We start from the raw sequence: 19,446 nt of genomic DNA on the forward strand, positions 1-19,446 counted from the left end.
CCACCAATGTTTCGCGCCGCAAGCAAGCAGCAAGCCACTGTGTCCGAAGTTCCCTCCCGCCCCGAATTGACGCTCGTCAGAAACGAGCCGCCGACCGAGACCCGCCAGTTCCTAACGCGCGGCACGCCTGCCTTCCGCCGCGCCACCATTGGGCTGTTTCTCTCGGGCTTTGCCACCTTCTCGCTGCTTTATTGCGTCCAGCCGCTGATGCCGATCTTTTCCGAGAACTTCGGGGTCACGCCGGCTGCAAGCTCGCTGTCGCTCTCGCTTTCGACCGGCTTCCTGGCCTTCGCGATCTTCGGTGCCGCCGCCGTTTCCGAAAGCCTCGGCCGCCGCAGCCTGATGTTCATCTCGCTGCTTGGCGCGGCCATCTGTACGCTCGTCTGCTCGGTATCGCCGAGCTGGCATATGCTGCTTGCCGTTCGCGCGCTCGAAGGCTCTCTGCTGGGCGGCGTGCCGGCCGTCGCCATGACCTATCTGGCCGAGGAGATCGAACCGCGCGGCCTCGGCGGTGCCATGGGCCTCTACATCGCCGGCAACGCCTTTGGCGGCATGGCCGGGCGCGTGGTGACCGGCACGATCGCCGAATATCTGAGCTGGCGGCCGGCTTTGGCAACGGTTGGCATTCTCGGCCTGATCGCCGCCATCGGCTTCCTCTATCTGCTGCCGCCGTCGCGCAATTTTACGCCGCGAAAGGGCTTCGATGCCGGCTTCCATGTGAAGGCCTGGAGCGGTCATTTTGGCAATGCGGCGCTGCCGCTGCTCTTTGCCATCGGCTTTCTCGTCATGGGCTCCTTCGTAACGGTCTATAACTATGCCGGCTTCCGTCTCGTCGCCGATCCCTATGATCTCAACCAGACCGAGCTTGGATTGATCTTTACCGCCTATCTCTTCGGTATCGTCGCCTCGTGGGCGGCAGGCCTCCTCGGCGATCGCATCGGCCATTTCATCGTGCTGCCGATTGGCGTTCTGATCGCCGCGCTCGGTGCGGCGGTGACGCTTTCCAGCTCCTTGCCGCTGATCATTCTCGGCATCGTGCTGGTGACGATTGGCTTCTTCATGGCCCATTCCGTCGCCAGTGCGCTGGTGGGACGGCTGGCCGATGGCTTCAAGGGGCACGCCTCCTCGCTCTACCTGCTCGCCTATTACCTCGGCTCCAGCATTGCCGGCTCGGTCGGCGGCTATTTCTGGCTTGCCGATGGCTGGAATGCCGTGGTTGCCTTCATCCTGGTCATGCTGGCATTCTGTCTCGCCAGCGCTCTTGCCGTTGCCAGGCTGGCGCGTCGCTGAGCCCAGGAGGCCACCATGATCCGTATCGACCATCTCGATCACCTGGTGCTCACGGTTGCGAGCATCGAGGAGAGTTGCGATTTCTATACCCGTGTCCTCGGTATGGGTGTCGAAACTTTCGGAGAGGGCCGCAAGGCTCTCATCTTCGGCAACCAGAAGATCAATCTGCATCAAGCCGGCCATGAGTTCGAGCCCAAGGCCGAACGGCCGACACCGGGTTCGGCCGATCTTTGCTTCATCAGTATAACGCCTCTGGATCATGTGATCGCTCACCTGCAAGCCGAGGGCATCACGATCGAGGAAGGCCCCGTCCGACGCACCGGTGCGACCGGCCCCATTCTCTCGGTCTATTTCCGCGATCCGGACCAGAATCTGATCGAAGTGTCCAATATCATTTCCTGAGATTGCGCGCCGTCCGGCGCTTCTTGACATCGCTGGCTGGTCGCATATATTAAACCAATAAGTTAATTAACTATATGGTTTATCAAATGGACACGTTGAGCGCGACCCTTTCGGCCCTAGCCGATCCCACCCGCCGGGCAATCCTGGCGCGGCTGACGACCGGCGAGGCATCCGTGTCCGAGCTGGCCGAACCCTTCAACATGTCGCTGGTCGCTGTTTCCAAGCACCTGAAGGTGCTGGAAAAAGCCGGCCTGATCTCGAAGGGCAGGGAAGCGCAATGGCGACCCTGCCGGCTGGAAGCGAAGCCGCTGCGCCAAGTCGATGACTGGCTGGAGAGCTATCGCCAGTTCTGGAACGACAATCTCGATCGCCTGGAGGACTACGCGGCACTATTGCAAAAGGGAGGAAAGAATGACCCCAGCAACTAAGGGCGGCAGCATGCGGCCGCCGCGCGAGATCGTGCTGACCCGCGAGATTGCCGCGCCGCGTGCCCTGCTGTTTCGCCTCTGGACGGAACCGCAACATCTGATGCGCTGGTGGGGACCGCAAAATATGACGGCCCCATCCGTTTCCGTCGATCTCCAAGAAGGGGGCGCCTGGCGGCACTGCATTCTCACGCCGGAGGGCAAGGAATATTGGAGCCATGGCCGCTATCTGGAGATCGTCCCGCCCGAGCGTCTCGTCTTCACCTTCGCCTGGGAAAACCAGGAGGGTAGGCGCGAGCATCCGATGCAGGTGACTGTGGAGTTTCATGAGCTTGGCGAGAAGACGCGCCTCGTCTTCCGCAAGGTCGAGTTGCCTGACGATACCGAGCTTAGATTGCAGACCGGTGGCTGGGAACAGGCCCTCGACAAATACGCCGCTTACGCAGAAGCCACCTCAAGGGAGGGATGAGAGTGATGAAGAAGACCTATCACGGAAGCTGCCATTGCGGTGCCGTCGCTTACGAAGCCGATCTCGACCTGCAGGGCGGCACCTTTAAATGCAATTGCTCGATCTGCAAGAAGAAGCGCAATTGGCTGGCTGTCGCCACGCCCGCTGATTTCCGCCTGACCTCAGGCGAAGACAACATTGGCGAATATCAGTTCGGCCCGCGCATCCTACATCACCTCTTCTGTAAAAATTGCGGCGTCAGCTCCTTCAACTGGGGTGAAAATCCCGCACTCGGCGGCAAGTTCTATGCGATCAGCATCAGCTGCCTGGATGATGCCACCGATGAAGAGCTCGCCTCGCTTCCGGTCGGCTATTTCGACGGCCGCGACGACCGCTTCGATCGCGCGCCGGAGGAAACGCGCTATCTTTAGCCGCTCGGCAAGGACTCCCAGTCTTCGAAACGCAGCTTGTGAACGCGCTCGAATTCTCTGACATTGCGCGTTATCAGGATCAGATCGCGGGCGATCGCCTGACCCGCGATCAAAACGTCATAGGCGCCGATCGGCGTACCAAGGGAAGCAAGAGCCGCGCGAATTTCGCCGGCCATCCGGGCGTCCTCCTTATCGAAATCCAATGTCTCGAATTGCAATGCATCGACACGCGCAAGATTCTCTGCGACGCGCTGCCCTTTATAGGCGCCGTAGAATAATTCGTGTGCCACGATGGCCGGAATGGCGAAATCTTGCGGCCTGTGTCTGCGCAGCTCGCTGACGAAGCCGGAATGTCCTTTCATCAGGGCGATGACGGCATTGCTGTCGAGCAGATACTTCACTTGAAGATATCCAGCTCGGGGCGTTGCTGCTCAGCGGGCTCTTCTTCGGTCGCTTCTGCGAAGTCTTGATCAACCGGCCCCGTAACAGCTTCCAGCCAATCCCAATCTTCGGCGATCGGCTCCAGAATGATTGCTTTTCCCTGCCGGCGGATGCGCACTTCCTCACCATCGAGGCGGAATTCCTTCGGCAAGCGCACGGCCTGTGAGCGGCCGGACCAGAAGATCTTTGCGGTTTCCATGCCATAACTCCTTTGAGATATGACATTGATATATAGCATCTCAGGCGCTATTTCAATTCGAGGCGTTATGATCCCGATTTTGTCGCCAGCCAGATGACATGACGCGCGCCCGTTTTGCCATTTGCGCGTGTATTGACCACTTCGGCGGTAAAGCCGCTGTCGCGCAGCCGCCTTGTGAAGCGCTCGTCAGGTCCCGACGACCAGACCGCGAGTACGCCGCCGGGACGCAGTGCATCGCGCGCCGCCTTCAGGCCTGGATAATCATAGAGCCCGTCATTGGCTTCCGATGTGATGCCATCCGGGCCGTTGTCGACATCGAGCAGGATAGCATCGTATGTCGCCTTGCTTGCGCGGATGAGCGGACGCACGTCGCCCTCGTGAATGGCAACACGCGGGTCGTCGAGGCAGGCGTCGAAGACTGTTGCCATCGGCCCGCGCGCCCATGAAACGACTGCCGGAACAAGCTCGGCAACCGTAACCTTCGCGTCCGCACCTAGTTCGCCAAGCGCCGCACGCAAGGTAAAGCCCATGCCGAGGCCGCCGATCAGTATGTGTGGTGCCTTCCGGCCTCTGATCTTCTCGCAGGAAAGCGTGGCAAGCGCGCGCTCGGAGCCGCTCAGGCGACTGTTCATCAGCTCGTTGGTGCCGAGCATGATGGAAAATTCCTGGCCGCGCTGCTTCAGTCGCAGCTCGCCGCCGCCGGGGATTTTCGCAGTGTCGAGCAAGGTCCAGGGGATCACGGGCAATTCTCAATTCATCTCAAGTTGCCCGCGACCATAGTCTCTCAATGTCGCCAAGAACAGACGCGCTTATCCCAAACGGATATAAGGCACATCCTTTTTCGCAACTTCGTCCAACGCTTCCTCATAGCCGGCATCGGCATAGCGCATGACGCCGAGCGCGGTGTCGTTGGTCAGCGCATGGTCGAGCCGTTCGTCGGCGGCATCCGTGCCGTCGGCGACCACAGTGACCCCGCAGCTGGTCATGTAGCCGGCATAGCCGCCGCCGCCGGAATGGACGACAACGAGATCGGCCATCGACGAGCAGAGCATCATGGCGTCGATCAGCGGCCAGTCGGCGATGGCGTCGGAGCCGTCCTTCATACGCTCGGTCATGATGTTCGGATGCGCCATGGCGCCGGCATCGAGATGGTCGCGCGAAAAGGCGATCGGCCCCTTCAGCTCGCCGCTTGCAACGAGCTCGTTGACGCGGCGGGCAAGGGCCGTGCGTTCGCCATGGCCAAGCCAGGCGATGCGGGCCGGCAGGCCTTCGAAGGGCACATGCTGGCGGGCAAGCTTGATCCAGTTGGTGATGATCTTGTTGTCCGGGAACATTTCCAAGAGCAGATCGTCGATGCGGGCGATATCGCTTTCCTCGCCTGATAGCGCCATCCAGCGGAACGGGCCGATGGCACGGCAGAAGAGCGGCCTGAGATAGGCTTCGGTAAAGATCGGGATATCGAAGGCGTTCGCCACGCCGCCTTCCTTGGCCTGTGTGCGGATCAGGTTGCCGTTGTCGAAGACTTCGGAGCCCTTTTTCTGGAAGTCCAGCATTGCCTTTACATGCTCGACGATCGAGGCGCGGCTTGCCGCCATGAGCTGGCCCTGGCCGTCATCGCGCAGGTCTTTGACTTGGGCGAGGCTCATGCCCTTCGGCACGTAGCCATAGACGAGATCGTGCGCCGAGGTCTGGTCGGTGACGATATCGGGCACGATGCCGCGCCTTGCGATCTCGGGGTAGATCTCCGCCGCATTGCCGACCAGTCCGACGGAAAGCGCCCGCTTCTCCTTGACGGCTGCATCGATCATCGCTAGCGCGGAATCGAGATCCGGGGCGATTTCCTGCAGATAGCCGATTTTCTGGCGCTTCCTGGCGCGCTCGGCATCGATATCGACGCAGAGGATCGCGGCACCCGCCATGCGGCCGGCGAGCGGCTGCGCGCCGCCCATGCCGCCGAGACCGGCCGTCAGCACGAAGCGGCCGAAGAGATCGCCGCCGAAGCGGCGCTCCGCGATGCGCATGAAGATCTCGTAGGTGCCTTGGATCACGCCCTGGCTGCCGATATACTGCCAGGCGCCGGCCGTCAGTCCGCCCCAACAGATCAGGCCCTTGCGCTGCAATTCGTAGAAGACTTCCGCCTTCGCCCATTGCCCGACGATGTTGCAATTCGCCATGATGACAAGCGGTGCCTTGTCATGCGTGCGGATGAGGCCGATCGGTTTGCCCGACTGGATGAGCAGGGTCTGGTTCTCATCCATTTCGGTGAGCGCCTTCACGATGCCCTTGTGCGCTGCCCAGTTGCGGGCAGCCTTGCCGAGGGCTGCGTAGACGACTAGATTGTCCGGATCTTCGCCGACCGAGAGCACGTTTTCGAGCAGGCGTAGCAGAGCCTCCTGCCGCCAGCCTTTGGCACGCAGCTCCGGCCCGCCCGGGATTGGGAATTTCGGGTGACGTGGATTGGCTTTCGGCATGGATTTCCCTCTTGTTTGATGCCTCCCCTTCTCCCCCTCGGGGAGAAGGTGGCCCGAAGGGTCGGATGAGGGGGCGGCTTGGCAGATACCGTCTTTGCTTACCGCTCAGACGTTCGCTCCTTCGTCGCTCACCCCCTCATCTGTCCTGCGGACATCTTCTCCCCGCTGGGGAGAAGAGGAGTGCTCTTCAATACTCATTCATTTCGGCGGCAAGCCCTCGACAAAATTCAGCGCGGCCAGGAGCAGCCGCTTGCGCAGCATGTCGTTGCCATAGGCCTCCGGCCCGGCGCGCACCCATCCCTGCATTTCCCGACCGCGCGACAGCATGGGTTTGACATCAGGCTGCTCGAGTGCCCAGGCATCGTTGCCTTTGCCAAGGCGGATCAGCATCCCGTCTTCGCGCGCGCCGCACAGCAGATGGCCATTGAGCAAAAAGGCCCAGCCGCCGAACATTGCCTTCTCGCTGAGCCCGGGGCGTTGCCCGAGCTCCTCTCTCAGCAATTCCTCGAGACCGGCATCACGGGCCATTCAAGCCTCCTGTGCTTTTCAGCCTTTCTTGCCGGCCAGGGCGTATTTGGCGATCTCGATGCCCATGGCCTTCTCGACGGAGGGATAGACCGTGGGGTCGAGCACACTGGCAGAGAGCGGAATGATATCCATCGGCACATGCAGGATGAAGACGTTCATGCCCTCGTGCAGCTGACCAACGCTCAAGGGCTCGCCTTCCGGCGACAGCGTGGTGATGACGGAGGGGAAGGTCGCGAGCCGTTTGCCGCCGGCATCCTCGACCGCCATGTATTCGTTCATCACATGCATGACGACAGCCTTGTCACCGCTGCCGACCGTGACGGTGCCGATATCGAAGGCTTCCTTTGTGTAGACGACGTCCTTCTTGGTGATCGTACCTTCCGCCAGGATATGGCCGCCGGTCGTCTTGCAGATGGCGTCTATGACGGCACTCCCGCCCTTCTTTTCCGCCTTGATGATCGCTTCGCCAAGCGAAAGCGCCATGGAAATGCCGCCGAGCGCCGCATGGGTGCGGACGTAAGACGCGCGCAGCGGGTTGCGGCAGGAGGCGATGAAGCCGCCGGACTGGTCCGATGCCGCACGCAGGATCGGCGAAATCTTCGCCGTCGCGCCCTTCACGACGAGCTCGATATAGCGGTTTTCGGCCCGGTTGCCGCCGACGGCGGTCTGGATCATCTGCTCGGGCGAGCCGGCCATGCCGATCGAGCCCATGTCGCCCGTCGGATGGGCGCGGATGTCGCCGACCGCGTCTACCACCTTCGTTCCGAGGATCGCCGACGGCAGCCAGCCGTTCAGCGTCGAGGACCGCCCGTTCTGGCCGATGATCAGGCCGGAAAGCTTCTCTCCAAGCTCGTCCTGCAGGAGCTGCACGGCTTTCACGTAGTCGATGCCCTGCATTTCCCAGGGGGTCGTGGAGGCCGGTGCGCCGATGGCCGCCGCCGTGGCGATCCAGTCATTGTCGTTCAATTCCTCGATCGACACCAACTCCGGCTTGCCGACATTGACGGCCGCATAGCCGAGCATGCGGCCATGATCGGCCCAGCCGCCACCGCCCGCGGCATAAACGGAGCCACCCTTGACGGCCGCTTCCACATCCTTGGCAACGAGTACGCGTCCCATCGGCTACTCCCGGTTCGGTTTGAGGTTCTTGTCCATGTCGCGCACCGCTTCGAAAAGAACGGCGGCGCCCATGGCGATATCGTCATTCTCGGCCCATTCCTCGGCGCAATGGCTGCGGCCTTCCTTGCAGGGCACGAAGATCATCGCAGCAGGCGCAACCTTGGCGATCCAGGCCGTGTCGTGGCCGGCGCCGGAGGCCATGCGGCGATGCTTGGCGCCGACAGTCTCGCAGGCGCGCTCCAGCGTTTCGAGCAGTACGGGAGCGCCCGGCGTCGGCATATTGTCGGAGACGCGCACCGGCGGGTTGATCGTGACGCCATAGTCGGCGGCGATGGTCTTCACCTCGCCATCGATCCAGGTCAGGAAATCCTCCATGTCGCTGCGGATTTCGGCGCGACCGTCGATCAGGAGCACCACCTTGGACGGCACGACATTGGCCGCATTCGGCTCGATACGGAATTCGCCGACCGTCGCAGCGAAATGACCCGGCGTCTTTGCCTGTTCAGCCGCGCGGCTCCTGATGTCGAGTACGAGCTGCGAAGCGGCCACCAGCGCGTCGGCGCGACGGTCCATCGGCGTCGTGCCGGCGTGATCAGCGCGGCCTTCCACGGTGATTTCGATGCGAGTGATGCCGGCGATCGCGGTGACGATGCCGATATCCTTGTTCTCGGCTTCCAGCACCGGACCCTGTTCGATATGCAGCTCCAGGAAACCAGCAAGATCCGGACGCTTCTGGGAGAGCAGCACCGAAGGATCGCCGCCGACTTCGGCAATGCCCTGCGACAACGTGCGGTCGCCGCTCACGCGGGAGAGCCACGCCTCGGGAATCTGCCCGGTCATGCCGCGGCTGCCGATGCAAGAAACACCGAAGATGCTGACTTCCTCGGCCAGGAAATCGACGATCTCCAGATCATGGTCGAGCTCGATGCCGCGATCCTTCAAGGAGCGCGCGACTTCCAGCGCGGCAATGGTACCGGCTATGCCGTCGAAGCGGCCGCCATCGGGAACGGTGTCGGAATGTGAGCCGACAAGGATTGTGCCGAGGCCGGGTTTGGCACCGGCGCGCCGGCCGATCAGATTGCCGGCAGCGTCGATGCGGGTCTCAAGTCCTGCCGCCTTCATGCGCGCCTCGATATAGGCACGCCCTTCCAGGAAGAGCGGGGAGAAAGCGCGGCGCGTCCAAGGATGGCCCGGATCGGTGATCCCTGCCAGAGCATCGATATCCTCGGCGATACGATCAGCATTTACGGGCAGGTTGTGGCGCTTGGGGTCGTTCATCAGGCTGCATCTCCGGCAAGAATTTGGCGAGGCAAGGGACGGACGAAGCTGCCGGAGCCGGGTTCGGCCAGCACCTTCTGCCCCTCGGTAATCTGCTTGCCTCTAATGTAGGCGGCGGACACAGTCCAGGGCAGGCGAATGCCGTTATAGGGGCTCCAGCCGACGACATTGTTGCCGCTTGCCGCCGCGTCGTAAACCATTTCGCGCGGTTCCAGTACGACGATATCCGCGTCCTTGCCCGGCGTCAGCGCGCCCTTGATGTGGTCGAGACGGAAATGCTTAGCCGGGTTCTCCGCCATCAGTTTCGCAGCCCAGGTGAGCGGCACGCCGCGTTCCAGAGCACCCTTGACGAAGAGCGGCACCATGACTTCCAGTCCCGGCACGCCGGACGCATTCGCCAGCATGTCCGGATTTGTCTTGCGGTTTTCCGACCAGCTGACATGGTCGGTCGAGACGAGCCAGACATTGCCCTCCGCCACCTTGCGCCACAAGGTTTCCATTTCGGCACGCGGGCGGATCGGCGGATTAATTTTCGCCTTGCCGCCAAGGCGCCGCACATCGTTTTCCTCGTCGAGCGTCAGGTAGTGGATGCAGCACTCGACCGTCGCTTCAAAGCCGTCGCGGCGATAGGCGCGGGCGATGTCATAGCCGCGGCCGAGCGAGCAATGCACGACATGCGCCGGGCAACCGGTATCCGCGCCGGTCTCGAAGATCGTGTGCATGGCAAGCAGCTCGGTGATCGGCGGGCGCGACAGGCCGTGGGCGCGATAGTCGGTGACGCCGCTTGCCTTGACCTGCTCCATGTAGCTGCGCACCGCTTCGTCGTCCTCGTTGTGGACGCCGGCGGTCAGGCCCGTTGGGGCGATTGCGGCAAAGCAGGCATCGAGCAGGGCAGGCGGAATGCGCGGAAAACGCTTCGGATCGGTCCCGAAGGTGGAGAATTTGAAGGCGGCAACGCCAGCCTCAACCATTTCGGCGATGCGCGCGGGGCCTTCTTCCGGATCGACCGTGCCGTAAAGGGCGAAATCGACGCGCGATTGCGGCGCGGCGTGGTCGATCTTCTTCTTCACCGCTGCTGCCGAGCAGACGAGATTGCCTTCGTCATAGGGCATGTCGACGATGGTGGTGACGCCACCGGCCGCTGCAGAGCGCGTCGACCAGATGAAATCCTCTTGGTCCTTCTGGGAAAGGGAATGGACCTGCGCATCGATCGCGCCAGGCAGGATCAGCGCCTTGCCGAGCAGGTGCCGCTCACGCGCTGCCGGCGGCACGCCAATGCCGATCTCGGCGATTTTGCCGTCGCGCACGGCGACATAGCCGGCTTCCACGATACGCTCGGGCAGAACCACGGTGCCCTGCAGAACAAGATCGAAATCGGCCATGTGCGTTCCCTCCGCTCGTCGTTGCTTCAGATGGCAATCGTGTCGCGATAAAGCCGCTCTTCGACCCGCTCCAGCGAGCCAAGTGCGAAGAAGTCATCATAGGCGATGATCGGCTTATGCGCGATCAGTTCAGAGACGAAGGCCTCGGAGGCCAGTTCCTCCTCGATCGCCTCGACCTCGGCCGAAAGCGGCCGGTCGACCACATAGAAATCCGCATGCTTGCGCACGACCTCGTAGAGCATGCGTGCCACGCCTTCCGGCTTGTCGCCGAGAATGTCCATCGCCTGGGCCGAGAGCAGGGCTTCCAGGGCCGCCAGGCGCTTCAGCGCGCGCATCTGCCGTTCAAAACGTTCGATGACCAGCGGCAGGAAGGCGGCCTCGTCTTCCATCCCAGCCGCCACGACGAGCGACTGGGCCGAGACCGGATTAGACATGGACAGAACACGTGAGAAGATCTCGCCGGCGAGCTTGATGATGGGGCCGAAGCCGGTCGCGATCTTCCCTTCCGGCACGAGATTCACCGGCAAGCCGCGCCGTTGGCCGTTGCCGAGCAGCACGCAGCGGTTGAAGGCGTTGCGGGCGGCATGCGCCATGCAGATGACGGCGGCTTCAAGCAGAATGGTGACATCGAGCGGAAGGGAGCCGCCCGAGGTCATGACGCGGCCGTCGACGATGACGGGATTATCGTCCGAGCGGCCCGTGGCGGCGAGAATCTTGTGGCCTGCCGTCAAAAGGTTTTCGATGACTGCGCCGAAGACCTGGGCAATCATGCGCAGGCTCAGCGGGTCCTGCACATGGGTCGCGACCGGCCAGGGCCATTCTTCTGAGGCATTGCAGAGCCATGCGCCGATCAGAGCCTCGCGGGCGGTGCCGACATGGCGCACGGAAATCCAGGGATCGCGCGAAGCACCGAGCGCGCCGGCGGCCATCATGCCGGTCGCGAGCAGTACGCGAATCGACGAGGCGGCATTGCGGGTGGTTTCCGCCGCGGCGGCGAAGCTGACGGCATTGACGCTGAGCGAGGCGAGGCTGTCGCGCGGCAACATCCTGAGAGGATCTATGCCGGCGGCGCTGAAAGCGTCGGCAGCCTGCATGCGTCGCCCTCGATAGACGGCCTCGCCAACACCGGTCAGCACAGCGCCAATCTGCCCCATCAGGCCGATATCCGCGCAGCCGATCGAACCCGTTCGCCTGACGACAGGAATGACATCCGCGCTGAGCAGCTGCAGATAGGCTTCGATCAGCTCCTGCGAGCAACCGACCTTGCCGGTCAAAGCGGTATTGACCCGGATCGCCATCGCATTGCGAACGACCGACATGGAAAAGGGGGCGCCCGTACCGAAATGATGGGCGCGCACGAGGCCGAGATTGAAGGCATCGAGATCTTCAGGAGACCATTCGACATCCTTCATGGCTCCGACACCGGTCGTAGAGCCGTAGACCGGCATCCCCGATTGAATGGTGCTTTCGAGAACGCCGCGTGCCAAGCGTACGCGAGCCATGCCGCTTTCCGACGCCGACGGCAGGACAGTCCCCGCTCCGATCCGCACCAGATCGCTGAACCCAAGGGGTTGTCCGCTGAGCTCGATACCGGCTCTCTGACGCTCCATCTCTGCTGTTCTCCTTTTTTGCAAGGCTATGCGAGCCTTATCGTCAATGGGATATCCCAAATGGCGAACACCTTGATCCGTGCCAGACAGACTGATTTTGAGGCGAGTGCGTACGTTGCGCAACTCTATGTTTGCGCGCGCAAATGGCTTCCCGCCCCGGCCGAGCTATTTGGGCCAAGGCGAGGAAGAAGCATCAGAAAGCTTGGCGATCAGCTCAGATGCCAGGCGATGTAGAGAAGCGCCAGCGCGATCACCCACAACGCGAGTCGGCCAGAGCGGCTGTGCTTGGCTTCGGCCTTGCCGATCGCTTCGGCGGTCTGCGGATCGAAACGCAGGCCGTTTTCGCTCATATGCAGCAGTTCGTGGTGGAATTTCTCGGTCTTCGCCGCAATCTCAGGCGCGGCCTCCGCAAGCTTCACGGCCGCTTTCAAACCGTCCTTCAAATCTGTCATGATCCGCTTCGGGCCGAGATTGGTGCGAATCCAGTCGCCGACGACCGGCTCCGAGGCCTTCCACATGTTGAAGCGTGGATTGAGCATGCGCGATACGCCCTCGACCACGACCATGGTCTTCTGCAGCATCACCAGCTCGGGCCGCGTTTCCATGTCGAAGAGTTCCGTTACTTCGAAGAGCAAGGTCAGAAGCTTGCCCATGGAGATGGTTTCGGCCGGCTGGCCATGGATCGGCTCGCCGATCGCGCGGATGGCCTGCGCAAAACTCTCCGTATTGTGATGCGCAGGTACATAGCCGGCTTCGAAATGCACTTCGGCCACCCGGATATAGTCGCGGGTGATGAAACCGTAGAGGATTTCGGCCAGGAAACGGCGTTCCTTCTTCCCTAATCGCCCGACGATCCCCATGTCGACAGCGACGATCATGCCCGCTGCATCGACGAAAAGGTTGCCGGGGTGCATGTCGGCGTGGAAGAAGCCGTCGCGCAGCGTATGGCGCAGGAAGGACTGGATCAGCGTATCGGCGAGCGCGTTGAGATCGTGGCCGGCCGCCTTCAGCCCCTCGACGTCGGACATCTTCACGCCGTCGATCCACTCCATGGTGATTACGTCGCGGCCGGTGCGTTCCCAGTCGACTTTCGGAACGCGGAAGCCCGGATCCTTTTCGGTGTTTTCGGCGATCTCGGAGAGCGCGGCCGCTTCCAGCCGCAGATCCATCTCGACCTTGGTAGTCTGCTCGAGCGTCTTGGTCACCTCCACCGGGCGAAGACGCCGACTGGAGGGCATGAATCGCTCCTGCAGCCGTGAAACCAGATACATCGCCTTGATATCGTTAGAAAAGCGCTGACGTACGCCAGGCCGGACCACCTTGACGGCAACGCGCTTGCGGCCCTCTGCCGTCTCGATTTCGGCCGGATGCACCTGCGCTATCGACGCGGCGGCGATCGGCGCGTCGAAGCTGGCGTAGAGATCGTCGATCCGCCGGCCGAGCGAAGACTCGATGGCTGCCGTCGCCGTTTCATGCGGGAAGAAGGCCATCCGATCCTGAAGCTTGGACAGGTCGTTGGCCATATCCACGCCGACGACATCGGGCCGGGTCGCCAGGAACTGACCGATCTTCACATAGGAGGGGCCGAGCCGCTCGACCGCTTGTGCAAGCCGGTCGCTGCGGGCCTGGCTCTTTGCCTTCCGGCGCGCAAAGATGCTGACGAAGGACTTGGCGAGGCTGATGGAGGGCGGCAGCCCCTCCGATGGCAGCGCCATGACAACGCCTTCGCGCACGAGCACCCAGCCGACCCGAACAAGGCCGAAATATGCGCTGAAAGCACTCATAGCACCTCAAAGTCCTGACGAGCGGAGACCTTCGGCCGCGTCATGTGGCTCGACATCATGCTTCAGAGCTTCCAGCCGGAGTGCAGCGCGGCGATACCGCCGGTGTAATTGGTGAAGCTCACACGCGAGAAGCCGGCCTCGCGGATCATCGTGGCAAAGTCCTGCTGGTTCGGGAACTTGCGGATTGATTCCACCAGATATTGATAGGGCTCGGCATCGCCGGTGATGGCCTTGCCGAACTTTGGAATGGCGTTGAAGGACCAGGCATCGTAGACACGGTCGAGCAGCGGCAGATCGACTTCGGAGAATTCGAGCACGAGCAGCCGGCCGCCGCGCTTCAGGACGCGATAGGCCTCCTTCAATGCCACATCGATGTGCGGCACGTTGCGGATACCGAAAGCGATCGTATAGGCGTCGAAGGAGTTCGGCTCGAAAGGCAGTTCCTCGGCATTCGCTTCGACGAAGGTGAGGTTGTCGGAGAGTTTCTTCTTCTCGGCACGCTCGGCGCCGACGGCCAGCATCGAGCCATTGATATCGAGCACCGTTGCATGCGCCAGGCGGTTCGAGGCTTCCACGATGCGGAAGGCGATATCGCCCGTGCCGCCGGCAACGTCGAGCACCTTGTAACCAGGCTCCTTGCGCGGGTTGAGCGCTGATATCATCGCGTCTTTCCAGGCACGATGCATGCCCATGGACATGACGTCATTCATGACATCATAGCGCTTGGCGACCTTGTGGAACACCTCGTTGACGAGGCCCTGCTTTTCGCCATCGGCTACTTCGCGAAAGCCATAGGATGTTTCCATGCCGCCATCGGCGGAGGTGCGGCTGTCTGCCATCGGCTCAACTCCGTTACACAATTAAGCGGCGGACCATAGCGAAATCGCGTTTGCCACGCTATCTCATCAGCCAGATCACCAGCCGCAATGCCTTGGGCTATAGCTCAGATCATAAGCGGTTGAAACATAAAGATGGATAGCCATGCCGGAATTACCAGAGGTCGAAACCGTCAGACGCGGGCTGGCGCCTTCCATGGAAGGTGCGGTTCTCACGGAATTGGAGCTGCGCCGCAACGATCTGCGCTTTCCTTTCCCGGCCGATTTCGCGCAGGCCGTTGCGGGCCGCGGCATCACGTCGCTGTCGCGCCGGGCCAAATACCTGCTGATCGATCTCGACGACGGCAAGACGATCGTCGCGCATCTCGGCATGTCCGGCTCGTTCCGGGTGGAGGAAGGTGCCGCGGCCGAGACGCCGGGAACCTTCCATCATCCCCGCTCCAAGGACGAGAAGCACGATCACGTCCTCTTCCATCTGGCGGGTGCAAGCGGCGATGCGCGCGTCATCTATAATGACCCGCGCCGCTTCGGTTTCATGGATCTCGTCCGGCGGGCCGAGATGGCCAACCATCCCTTCTTCCGTGATCTCGGGCCGGAACCCACAGGCAATGAACTGAGCGCCGATTATCTGGCTAAGCGCTTTGGCGGCAAGGCGCAGCCGCTGAAGAGCGCGCTGCTCGACCAGAAAAACATCGCGGGCCTCGGTAATATATATGTATGCGAGGCGCTGTGGCGTGCTCACCTGTCGCCGTTGCGCGCCGCCGGGGCGCTGGTCACGGATGCCGGACAGCCGACCGAAGCGCTGTTCACGCTCGTCGAGGCGATCCGCGAGGTCATTGCCGATGCGATCGCTGCAGGCGGCTCGTCGCTGCGCGACCATATCCAGACGGACGGTTCGCTCGGCTATTTCCAGCACTCCTTTTCCGTCTATGATCGCGAAGCGCAGCCTTGCAGTACGCCCGGCTGCGGCGGTACGGTCAGTCGCATCGTCCAGGCGGGGCGCTCTTCTTTCTACTGCGCCTCCTGCCAAGGCTGATTGACGGGCCAAAGCTGATAAAAGGGAGAGAGAAGTGGCTTACGAAACCCTCATTGTCGAAACACATGGGGCTGTCGGCCTCGTCCGGATCAATCGGCCGCAGGCGCTGAACGCGCTGAACTCAACGGTCCTCTCCGAGCTGAAACAAGCCTATGCCGCTCTTCATCTTGACGATGCCATCGGTGCGATCGTGCTCACCGGTTCGGAAAAGGCCTTTGCTGCCGGCGCCGACATCAAGGAAATGCAATCGCTCGATTTCGTCGACGCTTATAAGAATGACTTTTTCAGCGGCTGGGCCGAGATTGCCAATGCCCGCAAGCCTGTCATCGCGGCGGTCAGCGGCTTTGCGCTCGGCGGTGGCTGCGAAGTGGCGATGATGTGCGATTTCATCATCGCCTCGGAAACCGCCAAATTCGGCCAGCCGGAAATCACGCTCGGCGTCATCCCTGGCATGGGCGGCTCGCAGCGTCTCACGCGTGCGGTCGGCAAGGCCAAGGCGATGGACCTCATATTGACGGGCCGGATGATGGATGCGGCAGAGGCGGAGCGTTCCGGCCTTGTGGCGCGCGTCGTACCGGCAGACAAGCTGCTCGACGAGGCGCTGGCCGCCGCCGCCAAGATCGCTTCTTATTCCGGTCCCGCCGTGATGATGGCTAAGGAGGCGGTCAACCGTGCCTTCGAAACCACGCTCGAGGAGGGACTACGCTTCGAACGCCGCCTGTTCCATAGCCTGTTCGCCACAGAGGATCAGAAGGAGGGCATGGCCGCCTTCGTCGCGAAGCGCAAGCCAGCCTTCAAGAACCGGTAGGGACCAAGATTCCGGAATTACGCGGGTTTGGCGAGAATCCGCGTTGACGCCGCGGCTCATTCCGGTTATATGCCCGCCACAGTTTGGAAAGCCGCTCTGGTTTTCCGCAATTGCTCCCGCATTGCTGGATGAAGTGGCCATGGGGCCTACGCCGCAACGATGGAGTTTTGTTCGAATTCTAAGAGAGGCATACATGGCCAATACTACCTCGGCGAAAAAAGCGACCCGTAAGATCGCCCGCCGCACCGATGTCAACAAGGCTCGTCGCTCGCGCGTTCGCACGTTCGTTCGCCAGGTCGAAGAAGCCATCGCATCGGGTGATGCGGATCGCGCAAAGACAGCTTTCATTGCTGCTCAGCCGGAACTGGCTCGCGCGGCAAAGAAGGGCGTGCTTCACGCCAACACCGCTTCCCGCAAGGTTTCGCGTCTTGCCAAGCGTGTGAAGGCCCTTTCGGCCCCGACTGCATAATCTTTCGTTAACGAGTCTATCGTTAGTATTAAGCCCGGCCCTCGCGCCGGGCTTTTTGGATTCAGCCAAAAAAATGCCGCATTGCCAAAATTGACTGCTCGATCATGTCAGTGACGTGACAGAAATATACATTTTAAAACAATGGCTTACGGCAGGATATCTCAGCGCTGGGTGATCTGCATGACGCATTGCCGGCTCACAACTGAGTCAAGGGATATTTTATTTTTTTTCTTTTGAAAGCTGTGAGAATCGCGTTCGACAGGAATCTCTTTGATTCAACAGCGATTCTTTTTTGAAGGGCTTGTGACAGTCAAAAATGGCCTCCTGAGTCAATGGCCGCCTCTTAATTTTGTGTAAAATTCATCGTTGATATCTGCCCTCGATCCTGCCTAAATGGATTTCAACAAGGGGCGCGGATTTCACCTTAAACGGCTTCGGCAAACACCGTTACGTATGGCGGTGGAGGTGGTTTTGTCTCTTGTGACGGAGCGGTTCAGTTCCGTTTTTTCAAACAGTTGACGAGTAAGAACCGGAAGCGGCGACGCTTGCGGAACGAGAAAGCTTGTCTGTCCTTTGCGGCCCAAATCATTGGCGCGGCTGCGGGGAGGGGAGAAAAATTGACAGCCATTGGAGCGGTCAATCGGAATACGAGGGCCGATTGATGCTCCGGTTACAGACGCCGAGGCGAATGCTGCTTTAAAGAGCGGTTTTCGCCACAGTGTTCCTGTAAAGCCTGCTGGCCGGGCGTGGCTGATGAACCGGTATGCGGCGCAGCTTGGGACAACGAGCGCGATCGTTATGCCATGGCGAAGAACCAGGGGCGGCAGTGATGTGCTCCCGCCCTATAAAGAGACTTTGGAAGGCGGCACTATATGCAGATACATACGAGGGCGACGGGTGCGTTGGAAAATGGGGACAATGCGCAGGCGTTCGGTGCGGTTTGCTTAGAAGCGGCGGGGGAAAAGGGCGACGTGGCGCGAAATAATTTGTTCGAGCGCGTCAGCGCGCGCTTGAAGGCTCAGGTCGGACCCGATGTCTATGCCAGCTGGTTTGCGCGGCTCAAGCTTCATTCGGTATCGAAGAGCGTCGTTCGCCTCACGGTCCCGACGACATTTCTGAAGTCCTGGATCAACAATCGCTATCTCGATCTCATCACCAGCCTGTTCCAGGCTGAGGATGCCGAGATCCTCAAGGTCGAAATTCTGGTGCGCACCGCAACCCGGCACGGCGCGAAGCCATCTACCGATGAGCAGCCGGCGGTGCCGGATCAAGCGGCTGTCGCGCCGATCCGTCGCGCCGTCGCCCAGCCGGCCGGCCAGGTTGTTGCCCAGGCCGTGAGTGCGGCTGCGGCTGCGCGGCCGGCAATGGCGGGTTCGCCGCTGTTCGGCTCTCCGCTCGATTCCCGCTTTACCTTCGATACATTCGTCGAAGGCAGCTCGAACCGTGTCAGCTTGGCCGCTGCGAAGACCATCGCCGAAGCTGGCTCCGGCGCCGTGCGTTTCAATCCGCTGTTCGTCCATGCGACCGTTGGTCTCGGCAAGACGCATCTGCTGCAGGCGATCGCCAATGCAGCGGTTCAGAACCCGCGCGGACTGCGGGTCGTCTACCTGACGGCGGAATATTTCATGTGGCGCTTCGCAACCGCGATCCGCGACAATGACGCACTGACGCTGAAGGACTCGCTGCGCAATATCGATCTGCTCATCATCGACGACATGCAGTTCCTGCAGGGCAAGATGATCCAGCACGAGTTCTGCCACCTCTTGAACATGCTGCTCGACAGCGCCAAGCAGGTCGTCGTCGCCGCCGACCGCGCTCCCTGGGAGCTGGAATCGCTCGACCCGCGCGTGCGTTCGCGCCTGCAGGGCGGTGTGGCGATCGAAGTCGAGGCGCCGGACTATGAAATGCGCCTTGAGATCCTCAAGCGCCGTCTCGATGCTGCCCGCCAGGACGATCCGTCGCTGGAAATCCCGGCCGAGCTTCTCTCGCATGTCGCGCGCAACGTGACCGCCAGCGGCCGCGAACTGGAAGGAGCCTTCAACCAGCTTATCTTCCGTCGCTCCTTCGAACCGAACCTGACGGTCGAGCGCGTCGACGAACTATTGGCGCATCTGGTCGGCTCCGGCGAGCCGCGCCGCGTCCGCATCGAGGACATTCAGCGTATCGTCGCACGTCACTACAACGTGTCGCGCCAGGAGCTGGTTTCGAACCGCCGCACGCGCGTCATCGTCAAGCCGCGCCAGATCGCCATGTATCTGTCGAAGACGCTGACGCCGCGTTCCTTCCCGGAAATCGGCCGCCGCTTCGGTGGTCGCGATCACACCACGGTTCTGCATGCCGTGCGCAAGATCGAGGAGCTGATTTCCGGCGATAGCAAGCTGTCGCACGAGATTGAGCTGCTGAAGCGCCTCATCAACGAATAGGCCGGGAATCGGCGTTCACCATACGAGCTACGGCCGGCTTCATCGCCGGCCGTTTCTTTTGGGCGA

Annotated in this window: 20 protein-coding genes; 9 read left to right on the plus strand and 11 right to left on the minus strand. The window is 61.5% G+C overall.

The annotated features are described in order from the left end of the window. The first annotated feature begins 6 nt into the window (after window positions 1-6). The 5 genes from FHT85_RS16250 (at window position 7) to FHT85_RS16270 (ending at window position 2,996) form a co-directional block, all read left to right on the plus strand. A complete protein-coding gene (locus FHT85_RS16250) occupies window positions 7-1,290 on the plus strand; it encodes an MFS transporter (RefSeq protein ID WP_112409790.1) in 1,284 nt (427 codons plus the stop codon). Window positions 1,291-1,305: 15 nt separating this feature from the next. Beyond that, on the plus strand, window positions 1,306-1,692 hold the full coding sequence (locus FHT85_RS16255; RefSeq protein ID WP_112399629.1) for a VOC family protein: 387 nt from the start codon (window positions 1,306-1,308) through the stop codon (window positions 1,690-1,692). A gap of 86 nt (window positions 1,693-1,778) precedes the next feature. Next, entirely contained in the window at window positions 1,779-2,120 is a 342-nt protein-coding gene (locus FHT85_RS16260) for an ArsR/SmtB family transcription factor (RefSeq protein ID WP_112409900.1), read from the plus strand. Continuing rightward, window positions 2,104-2,586, plus strand: a complete 483-nt coding sequence (locus FHT85_RS16265) for an SRPBCC domain-containing protein (RefSeq protein ID WP_112409791.1) — start codon at window positions 2,104-2,106, stop codon at window positions 2,584-2,586. The genes FHT85_RS16260 and FHT85_RS16265 overlap by 17 nt, the downstream gene beginning before the upstream one ends. Before the next feature lie 5 nt (window positions 2,587-2,591). Further along, entirely contained in the window at window positions 2,592-2,996 is a 405-nt protein-coding gene (locus FHT85_RS16270) for a GFA family protein (protein ID WP_112336715.1), read from the plus strand. On the opposite strand, the gene FHT85_RS16275 is transcribed toward FHT85_RS16270, so the two are convergent. The 11 genes from FHT85_RS16275 to ubiE all read right to left on the minus strand — a co-directional run bounded on the left by FHT85_RS16275 (window position 2,993) and on the right by ubiE (window position 14,647). Further along, window positions 2,993-3,397, minus strand: a complete 405-nt coding sequence (locus tag FHT85_RS16275; RefSeq protein WP_112399626.1) for a type II toxin-antitoxin system VapC family toxin — start codon at window positions 3,395-3,397, stop codon at window positions 2,993-2,995. The two genes, FHT85_RS16270 and FHT85_RS16275, sit on opposite strands and share 4 nt — an antisense overlap. Next, window positions 3,394-3,636, minus strand: coding sequence for a type II toxin-antitoxin system antitoxin VapB (locus FHT85_RS16280; RefSeq protein ID WP_112336713.1), 243 nt, complete (start codon window positions 3,634-3,636; stop codon window positions 3,394-3,396). The genes FHT85_RS16275 and FHT85_RS16280 overlap by 4 nt, the downstream gene beginning before the upstream one ends. Window positions 3,637-3,701: 65 nt before the next feature. Continuing rightward, on the minus strand, window positions 3,702-4,376 hold the full coding sequence (locus FHT85_RS16285) for a spermidine synthase (RefSeq protein ID WP_112409792.1): 675 nt from the start codon (window positions 4,374-4,376) through the stop codon (window positions 3,702-3,704). A gap of 69 nt (window positions 4,377-4,445) precedes the next feature. Continuing rightward, window positions 4,446-6,107 carry a urocanate hydratase gene (locus FHT85_RS16290; protein WP_112336846.1) on the minus strand — a complete coding sequence of 554 codons (1,662 nt, stop codon included), beginning with the start codon at window positions 6,105-6,107 and terminating at the stop codon, window positions 4,446-4,448. 198 nt (window positions 6,108-6,305) lie between these two features. After that, window positions 6,306-6,635: a TfoX/Sxy family protein gene (locus tag FHT85_RS16295; protein WP_112336711.1), complete on the minus strand. Its 330-nt coding sequence runs from the start codon at window positions 6,633-6,635 to the stop codon at window positions 6,306-6,308. Between the two features lie 18 nt (window positions 6,636-6,653). Next, window positions 6,654-7,754 (minus strand): DUF917 domain-containing protein, encoded by a 1,101-nt coding sequence (locus FHT85_RS16300; protein WP_112409793.1) that lies wholly within the window; start codon window positions 7,752-7,754, stop codon window positions 6,654-6,656. A gap of 3 nt (window positions 7,755-7,757) precedes the next feature. Next, the gene (locus FHT85_RS16305) at window positions 7,758-9,032 is read right to left on the minus strand and encodes a Zn-dependent hydrolase (RefSeq protein WP_112336709.1); all 1,275 of its coding nucleotides are present in this window, start codon (window positions 9,030-9,032) and stop codon (window positions 7,758-7,760) included. Continuing rightward, window positions 9,032-10,414, minus strand: coding sequence for a dihydroorotase (locus FHT85_RS16310; protein WP_112336708.1), 1,383 nt, complete (start codon window positions 10,412-10,414; stop codon window positions 9,032-9,034). The genes FHT85_RS16305 and FHT85_RS16310 overlap by 1 nt, the downstream gene beginning before the upstream one ends. A 26-nt stretch (window positions 10,415-10,440) precedes the next feature. Next, window positions 10,441-12,024 carry an aromatic amino acid lyase gene (locus FHT85_RS16315; RefSeq protein ID WP_112336707.1) on the minus strand — a complete coding sequence of 528 codons (1,584 nt, stop codon included), beginning with the start codon at window positions 12,022-12,024 and terminating at the stop codon, window positions 10,441-10,443. Between the two features lie 209 nt (window positions 12,025-12,233). Further along, window positions 12,234-13,808 carry a 2-polyprenylphenol 6-hydroxylase gene (gene ubiB / locus FHT85_RS16320; RefSeq protein WP_112336706.1) on the minus strand — a complete coding sequence of 525 codons (1,575 nt, stop codon included), beginning with the start codon at window positions 13,806-13,808 and terminating at the stop codon, window positions 12,234-12,236. A 62-nt stretch (window positions 13,809-13,870) separates the two neighbouring features. Beyond that, window positions 13,871-14,647: a bifunctional demethylmenaquinone methyltransferase/2-methoxy-6-polyprenyl-1,4-benzoquinol methylase UbiE gene (gene ubiE / locus FHT85_RS16325; protein ID WP_112336705.1), complete on the minus strand. Its 777-nt coding sequence runs from the start codon at window positions 14,645-14,647 to the stop codon at window positions 13,871-13,873. Between the two features lie 142 nt (window positions 14,648-14,789). Here ubiE and mutM point away from each other — a divergent pair, with 142 nt between their 5' ends. The 4 genes from mutM to dnaA all read left to right on the plus strand — a co-directional run bounded on the left by mutM (window position 14,790) and on the right by dnaA (window position 19,380). Continuing rightward, the gene (mutM, locus tag FHT85_RS16330; protein WP_112336704.1) at window positions 14,790-15,680 is read left to right on the plus strand and encodes a bifunctional DNA-formamidopyrimidine glycosylase/DNA-(apurinic or apyrimidinic site) lyase; all 891 of its coding nucleotides are present in this window, start codon (window positions 14,790-14,792) and stop codon (window positions 15,678-15,680) included. Between the two features lie 34 nt (window positions 15,681-15,714). Then, the gene (locus FHT85_RS16335; protein WP_112336703.1) at window positions 15,715-16,488 is read left to right on the plus strand and encodes an enoyl-CoA hydratase; all 774 of its coding nucleotides are present in this window, start codon (window positions 15,715-15,717) and stop codon (window positions 16,486-16,488) included. Window positions 16,489-16,681: 193 nt separating this feature from the next. Continuing rightward, window positions 16,682-16,957: a 30S ribosomal protein S20 gene (gene rpsT, locus FHT85_RS16340; protein WP_015338590.1), complete on the plus strand. Its 276-nt coding sequence runs from the start codon at window positions 16,682-16,684 to the stop codon at window positions 16,955-16,957. A gap of 872 nt (window positions 16,958-17,829) precedes the next feature. Further along, window positions 17,830-19,380, plus strand: coding sequence for a chromosomal replication initiator protein DnaA (gene dnaA / locus FHT85_RS16345; protein WP_112336702.1), 1,551 nt, complete (start codon window positions 17,830-17,832; stop codon window positions 19,378-19,380). Window positions 19,381-19,446 lie beyond the last annotated feature (66 nt).

Origin of the sequence: Rhizobium sp. BK312 (assembly GCF_014193605.1) — a bacterium.
Lineage (GTDB): Bacteria > Pseudomonadota > Alphaproteobacteria > Rhizobiales > Rhizobiaceae > Rhizobium.

Bases quoted from the DNA above. Each gene is read 5' to 3' on its own strand.
- FHT85_RS16250 (WP_112409790.1), top strand. From the start codon at position 7: ATGTTTCGCGCCGCAAGCAAGCAGCAAGCCACTGTGTCCGAAGTTCCC.
- FHT85_RS16255 (WP_112399629.1), top strand. From the start codon at position 1,306: ATGATCCGTATCGACCATCTCGATCACCTGGTGCTCACGGTTGCGAGC.
- FHT85_RS16260 (WP_112409900.1), top strand. From the start codon at position 1,779: ATGGACACGTTGAGCGCGACCCTTTCGGCCCTAGCCGATCCCACCCGC.
- FHT85_RS16265 (WP_112409791.1), top strand. From the start codon at position 2,104: ATGACCCCAGCAACTAAGGGCGGCAGCATGCGGCCGCCGCGCGAGATC.
- FHT85_RS16270 (WP_112336715.1), top strand. From the start codon at position 2,592: ATGAAGAAGACCTATCACGGAAGCTGCCATTGCGGTGCCGTCGCTTAC.
- FHT85_RS16280 (WP_112336713.1), bottom strand. From the start codon at position 3,636: ATGGAAACCGCAAAGATCTTCTGGTCCGGCCGCTCACAGGCCGTGCGC.
- FHT85_RS16290 (WP_112336846.1), bottom strand. From the start codon at position 6,107: ATGCCGAAAGCCAATCCACGTCACCCGAAATTCCCAATCCCGGGCGGG.
- FHT85_RS16295 (WP_112336711.1), bottom strand. From the start codon at position 6,635: ATGGCCCGTGATGCCGGTCTCGAGGAATTGCTGAGAGAGGAGCTCGGG.
- FHT85_RS16300 (WP_112409793.1), bottom strand. From the start codon at position 7,754: ATGGGACGCGTACTCGTTGCCAAGGATGTGGAAGCGGCCGTCAAGGGT.
- FHT85_RS16305 (WP_112336709.1), bottom strand. From the start codon at position 9,032: ATGAACGACCCCAAGCGCCACAACCTGCCCGTAAATGCTGATCGTATC.
- FHT85_RS16310 (WP_112336708.1), bottom strand. From the start codon at position 10,414: ATGGCCGATTTCGATCTTGTTCTGCAGGGCACCGTGGTTCTGCCCGAG.
- FHT85_RS16315 (WP_112336707.1), bottom strand. From the start codon at position 12,024: ATGGAGCGTCAGAGAGCCGGTATCGAGCTCAGCGGACAACCCCTTGGG.
- ubiB (WP_112336706.1), bottom strand. From the start codon at position 13,808: ATGAGTGCTTTCAGCGCATATTTCGGCCTTGTTCGGGTCGGCTGGGTG.
- ubiE (WP_112336705.1), bottom strand. From the start codon at position 14,647: ATGGCAGACAGCCGCACCTCCGCCGATGGCGGCATGGAAACATCCTAT.
- mutM (WP_112336704.1), top strand. From the start codon at position 14,790: ATGCCGGAATTACCAGAGGTCGAAACCGTCAGACGCGGGCTGGCGCCT.
- rpsT (WP_015338590.1), top strand. From the start codon at position 16,682: ATGGCCAATACTACCTCGGCGAAAAAAGCGACCCGTAAGATCGCCCGC.
- dnaA (WP_112336702.1), top strand. From the start codon at position 17,830: ATGCAGATACATACGAGGGCGACGGGTGCGTTGGAAAATGGGGACAAT.